The sequence below is a fragment of the Roseomonas aeriglobus genome, assembly GCA_016937575.1.
Taxonomy (GTDB): Bacteria; Pseudomonadota; Alphaproteobacteria; order Sphingomonadales; family Sphingomonadaceae; genus Sphingomonas; species Sphingomonas aerigloba.
The window spans coordinates 2836700-2850004 of record JAFHKN010000002.1; the positions used below are offsets into that span (position 1 = coordinate 2836700).

11 protein-coding genes are annotated in these 13305 nt (G+C 63.2%); 1 reads left to right on the forward strand and 10 read right to left on the reverse strand.

The features are described 5' to 3' along the window. Positions 1–25: 25 nt before the first annotated feature. The 10 genes from JW805_14020 to JW805_14065 all read right to left on the reverse strand — a co-directional run bounded on the left by JW805_14020 (position 26) and on the right by JW805_14065 (position 11657). Positions 26–2191, reverse strand: a complete 2166-nt coding sequence (locus JW805_14020; GenBank protein MBN2973138.1) for a TonB-dependent receptor — start codon at positions 2189–2191, stop codon at positions 26–28. A gap of 312 nt (positions 2192–2503) precedes the next feature. Continuing rightward, the gene (locus tag JW805_14025) at positions 2504–3379 is read right to left on the reverse strand and encodes a VOC family protein (protein MBN2973139.1); all 876 of its coding nucleotides are present in this window, start codon (positions 3377–3379) and stop codon (positions 2504–2506) included. Between the two features lie 318 nt (positions 3380–3697). After that, positions 3698–4528, reverse strand: coding sequence for a TetR/AcrR family transcriptional regulator (locus JW805_14030; protein ID MBN2973140.1), 831 nt, complete (start codon positions 4526–4528; stop codon positions 3698–3700). Beyond that, on the reverse strand, positions 4525–5886 hold the full coding sequence (locus JW805_14035) for an MFS transporter (GenBank protein ID MBN2973141.1): 1362 nt from the start codon (positions 5884–5886) through the stop codon (positions 4525–4527). Before JW805_14035 ends, JW805_14030 begins: the two co-directional genes overlap by 4 nt. Positions 5887–5939: 53 nt before the next feature. Beyond that, complete coding sequence (locus tag JW805_14040) at positions 5940–6386, reverse strand: nuclear transport factor 2 family protein (protein MBN2973142.1); 447 nt, start codon at positions 6384–6386, stop codon at positions 5940–5942. After that, on the reverse strand, positions 6383–7378 hold the full coding sequence (locus JW805_14045; protein ID MBN2973143.1) for a dihydrodipicolinate synthase family protein: 996 nt from the start codon (positions 7376–7378) through the stop codon (positions 6383–6385). Before JW805_14045 ends, JW805_14040 begins: the two co-directional genes overlap by 4 nt. 14 nt (positions 7379–7392) lie before the next feature. Then, the gene (locus JW805_14050; protein ID MBN2973144.1) at positions 7393–8598 is read right to left on the reverse strand and encodes a Gfo/Idh/MocA family oxidoreductase; all 1206 of its coding nucleotides are present in this window, start codon (positions 8596–8598) and stop codon (positions 7393–7395) included. Next, positions 8595–9584, reverse strand: coding sequence for an ABC transporter substrate-binding protein (locus tag JW805_14055; protein ID MBN2973145.1), 990 nt, complete (start codon positions 9582–9584; stop codon positions 8595–8597). Before JW805_14055 ends, JW805_14050 begins: the two co-directional genes overlap by 4 nt. Positions 9585–9592: 8 nt before the next feature. Then, positions 9593–10147 carry an aromatic-ring-hydroxylating dioxygenase subunit beta gene (locus JW805_14060; GenBank protein MBN2973146.1) on the reverse strand — a complete coding sequence of 185 codons (555 nt, stop codon included), beginning with the start codon at positions 10145–10147 and terminating at the stop codon, positions 9593–9595. Beyond that, on the reverse strand, positions 10140–11657 hold the full coding sequence (locus tag JW805_14065; GenBank protein ID MBN2973147.1) for an aromatic ring-hydroxylating dioxygenase subunit alpha: 1518 nt from the start codon (positions 11655–11657) through the stop codon (positions 10140–10142). Before JW805_14065 ends, JW805_14060 begins: the two co-directional genes overlap by 8 nt. Positions 11658–11785: 128 nt before the next feature. On the opposite strand from JW805_14065, the gene JW805_14070 reads away from it, so the two are divergent. Then, entirely contained in the window at positions 11786–13216 is a 1431-nt protein-coding gene (locus JW805_14070) for an MFS transporter (protein ID MBN2973148.1), read from the forward strand. Positions 13217–13305 lie beyond the last annotated feature (89 nt).

Here is a 13305-nt window from a genome sequence, read left to right on the forward strand (position 1 = left end):
CGTCCGAGAGCGCCTGCGCACCGGATCAAAAGTTGAAGCGGATCGTCCCCTTCACTTCGCGCGGCTTTTCAAGAATGCCGTCGGTTCCGCTCGCGCTGACGCGAAGCGATTGATAGACGATCGCATTGGTGATGTTGGTCACGGCCAGGCTCAGGTTGAAGCTCTCATCGGGTGGCGTGAACGACACCTGGCCATTGAGTAGCGAATAGGGCTTCTGCGAAAAATTGTTGGTGAAATCGTAGTAGATCCGGTCGCTGTGGTAGAAGTTCAGCCGCGCGCCAAAGCGACCCACGTCGTACACGTGTGACCAATCCGCAGCGAGGTTTACTGCCGTCCGAGGCGCCAGCACGATGCGCTTACCCGATACATCGGCGATGACCGCGGTGTTGCCGGTGGCATTTGCATTGGGCGTAAACCCTTGGGCGAACGGGAAACTCTCGTACTCCCCGTGAAGGTACGAGAACTTGCCGGTGAAATTCACGTCGCGGGTCGGCATGAGGGTGAGCTCAAGCTCACCGCCATAGATTTCGGCGGTCGCTGCATTCTGGAGGAGCACAAGGTTGGTGATCGGATCGCGCGCGCTGACCTGCAGATCCTCGTAATCGTAATGGAAGACCGACAAGTTCGTCCGCAGCCAGCGAGCTGGATCAGCCTTGAGGCCGCCCTCGATGGAGGTGAGGCTTTCGGGTCGGGTGGGCGTGGGCGAGGTGCCGACGCCGTTATAGACGCCGCTCTTGAACCCGGTGCCGTAGTTTAGATAAACGTTGGCGTCGGGGTCGAACTGCCAGCGCAACGCACCGCGGTAGGTAAACTTCTCGAAACGGCTTCGCTGTTGCGGAAACAGGGCCACGCCGTTCGAAGCTTGCTCGAACTTGCGCACCTCGGTGGTGTAGCGGCCGCCCGCCGTCAGAAACAGCGTGCTGGTCAGCGAATACGTGCCCTCAACGAAACCCGCGAGCGAGGATACGCGCACGTCGGGCGACGTGGTCGTCGTGGAAAGGGTCGGCAGCGTCGGCGGCGGCACGCGCGACGGCGTCGTGGTCGGCACGACACCGTCCAGATGGCTGGTATAGAAATAGATGCCGGCCAGCCATTGCAGCGGACCGGAACCGCTCGACAGGACGCGAACTTCCTGTGTGAAGCTGCGCTGGCGCGTGTTCACTTGGCCGAGGCCGAGATTGATGTTCGTCGAATCCCGATCCTGCTGCTGATAGATCTCGCCATTCTGATACGAGGTGGCGGTCTCGATCCCGATCGATCCAAGATCGAAGCGCGATTGCAGGTTGAGACCGAAACGCTCCAAGTTCAGCTGGGGCTCATAGTTATATGCAGCCTGCCACGGTCCGGTGGGGAGGATCACGCCAAGATAAGAGCGTGCGACGGTGTTGTTCTGATAAAGCTGGTTGGCGTTGGAACCGCCGTCACGTTTGGCATAGTCGCCGGTGAGGACGAACTGTGCGCTGTCGCTCGGCCGAAACAACAGTTTGCTGCGTAGTGAGAAATAGGTGTCCTCACCGTAGCCCAAGCCGCCCCGCACCAGATCGGTGATATAATTGTCTGTTCTCTTGTAGAGGCCGGCAAAATCGAACGCGATCTTGTCGGAAAGCCCGCCGGTTACATAGCCGCGCAGATCGTAGTCCCCTGCGCCACGGAGCATGCCCGCGCTTGCGGTGATATGGCCGCGGAAGCCGAAGCTGGGATCAGGCGTGATGATGTTGATCAGGCCGCCGGTCGCGTTGCGGCCGAATAGCGTGCCTTGTGGACCGCGCAGAACCTCGACGCGCTGGATTTCGACCAGGTCGAGATTGGTAGTCCAGGGATCGGGCTGGTAAACGCCGTCGATATAGGTCGCGATGCTCGACTCGTCGCCGACCACGCCACCACTGCCGATCCCCCGGATCACCGGCTGATTCACGCCGGCGTTGCGGCTTCCGACCAGACCCGGAACGACTTGCGTCAGCTGGCGGGTGTCGAGCACGCCGCTCGACTGAAGCGCCTCGCCTGTGACCGCGGTGACGGTGACGGGAATCTTCTGCAGGCGTTCCTCGCGGCGAGTGGCGGTCACGACGATGTCGGCGATGCCGCCCTCGTTTACCTGCGTGGGGCTGGACGCAGTCGTATCCTGGCTTTCAGCGGCCGGTACTGCAGGGCTCGTCGATGGGCCGGCGACAGCCGACGTGATCTGCGCCATGGCCGGCAAGCTGATCGACCCGCACAGTGCTGCGACAGACACTAACGCCTTCATACCAACCCCTCCGATATTTCTATTATGAACATGTCCATTATATTCTGAAAAACGGACGCGTCCATTAAAATCATGAGGGTGCGCAAAATCGTGGTGCCTGATCGCAGACGGCGACGGTCACTCTCAGCCCTGGGCCAGGCGGGATATATTTGTTCGTGATGTGACGACGCGTGTCGCGGGGCGTCAGTCGATCAGGGACCTGCCGTCACACCGATGGCCACACGCCGGCTAGCGGGATAATCGACGCGCGGTCACGCGCTATTCGCGAAAGCCGAGGGGCGGGATGCCGGCAACGCCCCAAACATCGCCTTTGTGTTGCGGGCCCCATATCTGAGGCTCGACCGGCGCGTTGGCATCAAATTGCTCCATTTCGCCGTAATATTCGATATAGTTGCCGGCGGGATCGGTATAATAGCTGAACACATTGTTCCCCGGCCCGTGCCGTCCAACGCCCCACACGCAGTTCACGCCAAGCGACCGCAATCGCGCAAAATTCCGCATGACGTTGTCCAGCGACCCGACGTCATAGGCCACATGCTGGAGTCCCGTCCGCCCCTCCCGGCTCTTCATCAGCGCGAGCGAATGATGATCGGCGTTGCAGCGCAGGAACGACATCCCCGCATTTGTCCGATCGGTGACCTGAAATCCCAGCGTCGCATAGAAGCGCTCCGCCGCGTCCTGGTCTGGCGTCCATAGGACGATATGTCCGATGCGGTCGGGTGCGAGGGCGGCTGGCGGCGTCACAACTTCGGCGGCATCCGGCCGTGGCGTCACGAGCCAGACGTGGCGTCCGTCGGGATCCTCCACAACAATCGCCGCTTGGTCGCTGCGGAACAGATCCTGTTCCGAAACCGGCTGCGGAGCGAGGCCGGCGGCAGCGAGCCGCGTCGCGATCGCGTCGAGATCGTCTGTCGATAGGACTTGAAAGGCAAGGTGCGCGACTTGCGATGACCCTTCAGCGAGCACCAGATCGTCGTGGTCTTCTCTCCCGCTTCGAAACCCGGCAAAATCTAGGTCGGAGCCACGATCCTCCAACAGCCAGACATCACGATAGAAACGTCGCGCCTCGTCAAGGTCGGGTACGCGCAACGCCAGCCGATGAATGCCTTGAACTCGCGGTGCCCGCTCCTGCATGTCCATTCCCTTCCTCAATCGCGCCGACCGCCGTCGCTCGAAGCGTCGGCAAAGATGACCCGCCCGACAATCCTAGTGAAATTGCAGGTACATGTCCATTTTTTTTAGCCGGTAACGGGCACATAGTGGCGGTTGGGGAGCTCGTGTAGAACGGCGTGGACGGGACCGGCCCTACGCGGACGCAAACAGGTTTTCGCAGCACGAATCCGATCGAATGCATTTTTGGGGCGGTACAGTGTCCGATTGCATCGGACACGACCATGTTCGTCGACCTTGCGCGGCTTCCGATCCGGTCGATGATGCGTCCGGCCGGGTGTCCTAAACGTTCTGGCGGCTTCCGCGGGTACGCCGCCGGCGCGGTGTTTCGGAATCGGCAATGGCACCCGACCCGCCAGCTCCCGACTTGGATTTCAGGGTACTGACCCGCGCTTGTTGGATCAGGCCCATGATCTGGAGCCGGATGAGACGCCGCAGATAAGCGATGCCCTCCTCCGCGACCGGATTGTCTCCGCCGATCCACCATCGCGCCGTTGCCGAAAAGATCAGGAAAAAGTGTTGCGCAACGACATCGGTGGTCTCGGGAGGGCGAATTTCGCCACGATTGATCGCATCCTCGACCATGAACTCCAGTTGCCGGGCGATGGAGCGGCGGGTCCGCGTGTATTCCTCCCCGTGCATTCCGCCGGAATAATAGTTGATCTGAAGGAAGATGCGGGCGAGTCGGGGATTGTCCGCCCAGTCCCGATAGAAGGGCGTGAAAAAGGTGAGTATCCGTTCCTCGAACGGGATTTCGCGCGAACGCGTGACGTCGATCGCGGCCTCCATCGTGCTGACGGTGATTTCGTTGAAGACCAGCAACGTGAGATCGCGCTTGTCCGCCGCGTAGAGCGACAAGGTGCCGAGCGCGACATGCGCTTCGCGTGCCACATCACGCAGCGTCGTCGCGTCATAACCATATTCGGAGAACAGCTTCAGCGCGGCCAGCCTGATACGCTCGCGCTTCTCTGCCTTGTTCCGTTCCCGAACGCGCACCACCATCCGGCCCCCCGTCGCCTGCATGGTTCGCGTTATCACACCTTTCGCGCGGTTTCGACCACGGGAAAGGCGCTGGTGCCGACAGGCTTGCGAACTAAACGCAACGATCATCACGTCGACTGGGCGCGCGCCTTCTCCTCGCGACGGCGCGTGGCACGGACGAACGCGGCAGCGACAAACGCAGCGATCAGCGGACTGAGCGCGAGACCCGCATAGATGCGCGATGTGCTCATGCCGCCCGCCAGGACGATCCCGACCAGCAACGGCGAGATCACTTGGCCGAAGCGCGCAGCCGAGGTTCCCCAACCGATCCCCGTAGAGCGCACCCGAACTGGAAACAGCTGCGCTGCCAGCGCCTGCGCTCCGGACGCGCCTATTCCTATGAATGCGCCAACCAGGCCGGCCACGACAATCGTGGCCGCGAAATTGCTCGCGGTGAATCCAAGGCACCAGATCGAGAGCGCGTCGAAGAACAACGCAGGTACGATCGTGCGCAGCGCACCGAAGCGGTCGACCAGCCACCCCGCGATCAGCATGGCGGCAACACAGCCGACATTGAACGCCGCCTGCGAAAATGCGGCCTGTGATATCGAGAAGCCACTCTCCGCAAGGATCGAGGGAAACCAGACGACCATGATCTTGGTGGTCGCTGACACGAACAGGTTGAGCAGGCAGAGCAAGATCGTGAGCGGTGCCAGCCCTCCTTCGAAAACCGACCAAAGCGATTGGCGGGGTCGAGGATGTGACGAGACCGCAGCGCGCGATACATCCGCAGCAGCGGGATCCAGGCCCAGCTTCACGAGCAAGCGGTCGAGCCGTTCGCGGTGGGTGCCTGCTTCGATCAGGAAGCGAGGCGATTCCGGCAGCAGCAACAGGATGAGCACGATCACGAGAGCACCGAGCGCCGCGCCCATGTAGAGAACGAGCCGCCAGTCGTGCTGCTGGAGAATGACCGCGGCCATCACCCCCCCCAGAGCTGCGCCCGCCGGATAGCCGGCGTAAACGACTGAGACCATCGTTCCGCGCAGCCGGGTGGGCGCATATTCCGACGTCAATGCCAGCGCGGATGCGAACACTCCGGCAAGCCCGATGCCCGCCAGAAACCGCGTGGCCAGCAGCAGCCCGAACGACGGAACGAGCGCCGTCAGCAGGGTAAATACCGTCATCGTCGAGACACTGAGGATGATCGCCGGTCTGCGTCCGAAGCGGTCGCCGAACGGTCCGAATGCCAGCGCTCCGATGGTGGCGCCTACTTGGGTCAGCGAAAAGATGAGGCCCATCGCTGCCGTGCTCAAACCGAGCTCCGCGCTCATAAGGGGGGCGACGACCCCGATCGATTGATTGTCGATCCCGTCGAGCATTGTCACCAGCGCGCACAGCACGAACACGCGAATTTGGATCGCCCGCAGGCGGCCCTGGTCGAGCGCGGCTATTGCCGAATGTTCGGTACCGGAAGGGGCTCCGCCAGGCATGATCATCTTTCTCCGCAGAAATAATACGTGTTCGCGCCGCCCCCTCCTGGGACTCAGCTCGATTTGTGTGCTGCGGATTCGAACGACAGGACGATGCGGCGCTCCTGGATACGCCAGACCCGATCCGGTCCGCGCCGATAGATATCGTGTGCGTCGGCCAGAGCGATCGGTTCGGCGGGCGACAACTCCGGCCCGTTGGAGCGGAACAGGAGGATGAAGCAGAGGCCGCGCGCCCGATCGGGTCCGTCGCCCCAGAAACGAAAGTTGGTGCAGACGTGGCGGACGCGGCGATTTCGCGCGGCCGCGCGCTCGCGGCCATAGGCATTGATCGCTTCGGACCCTTCGCAAGTGAAGTTGGGGGCAAGGAGGCGCCCATCCTCGGTGTAGAGTTCGGCCAGATCTTCGGAGCAGTTCATGTCGAGCCGGTAGGCGTGCTCTGTGATCAGCGCCTCGAGTTCGGCGCGCAGCGCCGCGTCTTTGATGGGGACGCCGATAGTCACGATACCGCCTCCGCCGCTGCGGCCGCGCGACCGCCGGCGAATTCGTCCCGAAGCTGGCTCCAGCGCCGCCCGGCTTCGCGTGACGCCTCGGCATAGTCGTCGGGGAAAATGTCGTAAGGCGGGCGGATGGGACCGGGGTCGCAATAGCCTGCCTCCGCAATCCGCGTCTTTTCCATCTGGGTGTTATAGCTGGCGAACAGCTCCGGATTTCCCAGCATCGGGGCAAGCGGCGCGATGCTCCATGCGATCCGTTCGTCGATATGCTTGGTCTGATCAGCATCGCCGGCCAGGATCGCGTCGATCAGCGCTCTCGATGGCTCCGGCCCCATACCCGCCGCAGTCGCCCAGCAGGAAGTGGTCGTGGCCGGCGAGATCGCCTGGAACTTGGCGGCGACCATGTCGCTCGGCATGAAGTGGATGCGGCCTTCGGTCGCGGCGATATTCTCGGCCAGGTTGGTCGGCTGGGACGATTTCACCGAGGTTACCGTCGGCGCCTCCTTCGCGATCCGCGCCCAAAACTCGGTGGGAAAGGAGAAGCGGAAGGCGCGCGCATTGGCATAGGCCATCACCGCGAGATCGGGAAACGCCTGCCCGACCTCGGCATAGAAGCGGACGGCCATATCGACAGTGCAAGGCTGCCACATCGGCAAGCCAAGCAAGGTACCGTCGGCACCCTGTTCGCGTGCGAACGCTAGCCGTTTATAGGCTTCGTGCCCCCCCATCGCGGTCGCCCCAACGAACAGCGGAATGCGCTTGCCGACAGTCTGAGCGACGGTGGCGACGAAGCTGCGATAGTCCTCATTCGATATGGTCGCGCATTCGCCCGTGGTACCCAGGACGATCAGGCCGTTCGCCCCATCGTCGATCAGCGCGCGGATCAGCCGCTCGGTTTCGTCCAGCGCGACGGTGTCGGTGGCGTCGATCGCCTGCGCACCGGCGCGCGCCGGCGTCGGGATGATGGCGTAAAGTCCCTTGAAATCCTGCGCCTGCATCAAAACTGCTCTCCTCAATCCCTCACCGGTACTTGGTGCGACATGACGACCTCGCGTCCTTCGCGTGCCGACCGCAGAATCGCCTCGCTCACTTCCATTGTCGCGCGCCCCCAGGCGCCGTCGTGCAGGATCGGGCGCAGTCCGGCGAAGGCATCGAACATCTCGTCGATGACGCCGCTCTTGTCCGGAAAGACACGCGGCGGATCGAGCGGATGCTCGACCGCGCCATGCTTGCCGTAATGAATGACGCCGCGTGCCGACTGGCGCAGATCACCGTCCGGCCCGCTGACGATCGTCACGCCAAAATGGGGGTGGTTCCATTCGTCCTGGGGAGGAACGGTGAGGCGCCGGTCTCCCCCGAAACCGCCCGCCGCCTTGGCCGCCGCTTCGGAGCCAGCGCCCGCGATATCCTCCAGCGCCATGCGCGAGGCGGCGTGCCGTTCGGGCCGTTTGGGCTCACCGAGTTCGCCGACCCAATAATGGAACTCGTCGGTGTCGAAATAGTCGTAGCCGCTGTACACGAGTGATGCGGCGCTGCCGTTCTCGAACTGGAGGAAGGTGACGTGGGCACCCTCGGTCGGTCGGTCGGGATCGAGTGTCCATGCCATCGAACGTACGCTGCGGACCATGCCGCCCCCGAGCAGCCGCGCCACGTCCACCTGATGCGGAACCTGATTGTAGATGATGCCGCCGCCCGCGTCGGTGCGCAGTTCCTCGGGCCGGCGGGGCCGGTAGAGGAAATTGCCGTAGTTCCACGAATTGATCATCGAAACCGGCCCGATTGCGCCTTCGCGGATCAAAGCGCGCATCTTGAGGACTGGTGCGTCGAAGGCATGCGTATGGCCGACGAGCAAGTGGACGCCGTTCGCGTCCGCGGCCGCGATGATGGCGCCGCACTCCTCCAGCGTGAGCGCCATCGGCTTCTCGATGATGATGTGTTTTCCCGCGCGCGCAGCCAACGCCGCATGATCGCGGTGCATCTGATGGGGCGTGGCGATGTAGACCACGTCGACCTCAGGATCGGCGCACAACGCCTCCGCCGTGGCATGGGTGCGCTCACCGAATTCGGCGGCGAAGGCGTGGCGCGCCTCCTCCCGCGGGTCGGCGGCGGCGGTGATCGCGACATGCGGATGGCTGAGGAAGCTCGGCATCATCTGCTTGGCCGCGCCGCCCAGGCCGATGATGCCCAGCCGCATCGTCGGCATCGCCCGATCGTTCACAGGCGGATTCCGGCGCTTGCCTGGACGTTGGGCGCGAAGAGTTCTTCGATCTCCACGCGGCGTGGCGCCAGCCCCTGCTCGTGGAGGAAGGCGCACAGCGCCTCGATCGTGGGCCGGTTGGGCTCGATGCCATAGGGCCAGAAATCATCGCCAAAGATATCGCGGATCGAACGGACATATTGCCCGATCCATGGCAACGAAATGGGTAGCGGCTCATCGATCGACAGCTCGGCGAGGCAGTTCGCCTTGCTCTGTTCAAACGCATGTTGGAGGCTGACCGCGACCCAGGGATCGCGTTCCCACACGTCGCGACGAATGACGACGGTGTGCATGATCGGAAAAACGCGTGTCTTGGCGAAATAGGCGCGCTCGACGCCGGGCACGTCGGCGAAGAGATGGCGGATCCGTCGATCACCGGCGAGCAGCGCCGGCGGCGCCTGCGGCGCGATCAGCGCGTCGATGGTGCCGTCGGCGAGCATCTCGTTCAGCGCCCGCCCTTCTTCATGCTCGATCGTGACGCCGTCGATCCGCACTTCGGTGAGCGGGCGGCGGCCTGCCGCTTGAAGCCCGCCGGTGATCCAGTGGATGTCTTGCGGCTGGACGCCATATTCGTGCATCAGTGCACCCCGGGCCCAGACGGCCGCGGTCATCGAATATTCGGGCACGCCCACCCGCCGTCCCTTCAGGTCGGCGGGCGCGGCGATGCCGGCGGCCGCGTTCACGTAAATCGCGCCGTGGCGGAACGTGCGCGAAGGAAAGACCGGGATCGCGACGAACGGGGCGTTGCCCTGTGCGACACGCAGTACATAAGTCGAAAACGACATCTCGCCGCAGGCAAATTCGCCGCGCAGCACCCGATTGAACGCCTGCACCGGCGACATCGGAATAAAGTGCAGGTCAATTCCCTCTGGTACGACCGTGCCATGATATAGAGCGCGGACTCGGTCCGACAGGTGGCCCGCATAGCTAAGCGAGAGTTTTGCCACGCGCCGCCTCAGAGAAAGATCGAGAGCGATTCGAGGCCGAGCACCGTGGCATCGAGGATGGCGGTGCGTCTGATGAGCCGCGTCGCGTTACCGCCGATACGGATTTCGTCGAAGCGTTCGGCTGTGAGAATCTGCGGATGCGCCGCGTCGCCACGATGGCAGAACACAACCAGGTTGCTGCGCGCCGCCACCAGTGCCGGGTCGCTGCCGTGCGGCGTCACGCGGATGTTGGAGACCATGCGCCGCGTGCGCGTCGCCGGGCTTTCCGACCAGGCATAGCGCGAACGAAGTCGCTTCACGCGCATTTCGATCGAGGCATGATCCTCTTTCAAATAGAAAGCGGTGTCGCTGATACCCGTGCCGTCCCAATTCTCGCGGCCAGTCCGGACCGGCGCCGAATAGTCGATCGCCGGGTCGAGCAGTTCGAACCATTCGGCGAAGCGGCGGTCATCGAGATACTCGGCTTCCCTGTTGAGGAATTCCTCGCAAGCCTGCTGCAAGGCAAAGTCGACCCGCTGGCCGGCAGATCCAGCCGCGATATGGGCGGTCGCCGCTTCAGTCATGATCGCCGGCCTCGACCTTGGAGTTGGTCATGCGTTCGTACCAGGTCTTATGGAATGTTCTCAGGCCGCCCTCGCCCGCATTTGTCGAGTTGGCGACGCCCGGCCCAACCCAGTCCGTCAGCGGCTTGCTGGTGCTCATGTCCCCCATTCCCATCTGATAGTTGAAGCGCACCTTGTTGAGCTCGGCGAAAACAGTGCCGGCCGTGCGGGTGACGCCTGGCCAGACCGCGACATCGTCCTGCTCGAAGCTGCCTGAGGGGCTGAAACTGCTCATCCCCACTTGATAGGCGCGGCGCTTATACTCGGGAGACGCCTCTTTTGGCGCCAGCACCCAATTCCAAATCTCCATTTGGCCCGGCCCCTTGGGCTGCCAGACGCGCAGCGTGAGGAAACCTGCCTGCGGCTTCTGCGGGCTATCGCTCAGGCCGATATGAAGGAACGAGAAGTTCGGAAACAACGTGCCGTTATGCAGCAGCGATCGCTTGGCCAGATCGAACTGGTCCTGGCTAAGCGCGCCGGCATGGAAATGACGGGTCACCTCCTCCGGGTAGGAAATGAACGGCGCCTCGCCGGGGACCTGGCGGATGCTGATCGCGTGGCCGCTGCAATCATGAACATGGAGCCCGGTCCCTTCCCGCGGTGCCCCGGCAGCGGCGCTGTCGATGATGCCGGCTTCCAGCACCGATCGGTGAGTCATCTGGGTATGCGAGCTGTCGCCGCAGAAATTCTCCGCGCCCTGCTTCCAGTTCGCGTCGACCAGCCAGCGATGCGGCTCTCCCAGCACTTCCATCCCACCGTCGGACAGTGCGAACTGGATGTCGAAATACCATTTGTAATCGCCGAGATACTCTTCGAACGGCGCGGCATCCGGGTCGAGATTGGCGAAGATCAATCCCATGTAATTGGTGACGTGCGGCGCTGCGAACAGGCCCCATTCCTTGAGGGCCAGCGACGCATATCCCTGGCTGCGAACCGGCACGCCAATCAACTCGCCGCTGTTGCGATACGCCCAGCCATGGAACGGACAGACGAAACCCTTGGTATTGCCCGCCTGCACCCGGCACACCTGCGCACCACGGTGGCGGCACGCATTGAGCAATACGCGCAACTCGCCCTGTTCGTCGCGGATCAGGATGAACGGATCCTCGCCGATGTTGCGGGTGACGAAATCCCCCCGGTTCGGGATTTCAGTTTCATGCCCGATATACACCCAGGATTTTGCGAAGATGCGCCGCAGCTCGAGATCGTAGACATCGCGATCGTGGAACACTGCGGCGGGGAGCAACCCCTTGCGCAGATCGTCCTCCATGCCTTCGATCGAAGCGGGAACGGCAAAAGCCTGCTCAGTCACACCCATACTCTCCATCAGCGACCCCGCGGGTCGGCTTTGCCATAGCGCATCACGAATCTGAATCGGGCGGGCAGCCGCGCCCGCGCGATGCCGCATCAAATCCGGAAAAACGCTCCATCGACGATCGCGCTGAGAACCTCGTTCAAAGACCAACCGCATTCATCTTAAATGGACATGTCCATTAAATTAGGCGATGTCAAGGCGCATCCGCATGGCTTTCCATCAAATCGATACGTGCGTGTCAGGGCCGCAGACGGGCGTATCGAACAACGCGACGGAGGACGAGATTGAACGACACCGGCGGTAACGGAGAAGGGGTCAGGCTGGCAAAATCGTCGCCCGGCGCCATTGCCGGCTTGTCCGCCACCATCTTCCTGTCGTCTCTGGGCGGCAGCGTGGCGAATGTCGGCTTGCCGACACTGTCGCGCGCGTTCGCGATCAGCTTCCCGCAGGCGCAGTGGATCGTGATCGCCTATTTCCTCGCGGTTATCAGTCTGATCGTAAATGCCGGCCGCCTCGCCGACAGCGTCGGCCGGCAGCGCCTCATTCTCGCCGGTCTGGCACTGTTCGGCCTGGCTTCGATAGGCGCGGGCGCGGCATCGAGTTTTTGGTTCCTGATCGCGGCGCGGGCGCTGCAAGGCGTGGGCGGCGCGATCATGCTGGTGCTGGCGTTCGCGCTGGTTTGCGACATCGTGCGCCCTGAACGACTTGGCAGTGCGCTGGGCTTGCTGGCCGCGATGTCGGGCTTGGGAACTGCCGCCGGGCCGTCGTTGGGCGGGCTGCTGATCGCGGTGTCGGGCTGGCGCGCGCTATTCCTCGTCAACGTGCCGGTCTGCATCGCGATCGCCTGGATGATTTATCGCTCCGTACCCCGAACGCTCCATCCCGAAGCCACACCGTGGCGCCCTGATTGGGCCGGCACCGCTCTGCTCATCTCGGCGCTGTGCGCCTATTGCTATGCCGCCACGCCCGCGAGTGGGCACTTCGCCACCGGCAACGCCATCGCGCTGACGCTCGCAGTGGCCGCCGCGGCAGCGTTCATACTCGTCGAGCGACGTGTCGCCGATCCCCTGCTGCGGCTGGGGATGTTCCGCGACGTGGTCCTGTGCGGCAACCTGGCAATGAGCGTGATCGGCTCGGCCGTGATCATGGCGACGCTGGTCGTCGGCCCTTTCTATCTGGTCGAGGGTTTGCGTATGAAGCCCGTTCAGGCGGGGCTGATACTCTCCGCCGGGCCGGTGATCTCGGTCATCGCAGGCGTACCGATCGGTCGGCTGGTGGACCGGCTGGGCATAGCCGCCATGAGCATGTCCGGACTGGTGATCATGGGAGCGGGAACGATGGCGCTGGCGCTCGGCGAGGGGATCGTCGGACTCCCACGCTTCGTCGGCGCGATGATCGCGGTGATGGGCGGCTATGGCGCGTTCCAGATCGCCAACAATGCTGCGGTGATGGCAAAATCATCGTCCGGGACACGCGGCAACTTCGCCGGGATGATCAACTTGTCGCGCAATATCGGACTGGTGACCGGCGCATCCGTGATGGCCTCGATCTTTTCCGCCACCGCACACGACCAAACTTCGACCGGACTCGCCGCGGCGCACGGCCTCCGGGCCACCTTCGCAGTAGCCGCCGGCATGGCTGCGGTTGCCGTTGCGATCGGCTTGTCGAGCGGGGCGATCGCGTTCGTGCGCCGCAATGCGAAACCCGGCGGCTGACGGCAAATTTCCGGTCGCGCTTCTAGAAAGGTTGACGCAACCGACCAGCCGTATAGAAATGGACACGTCCATAAAACTGGACGCCTTGC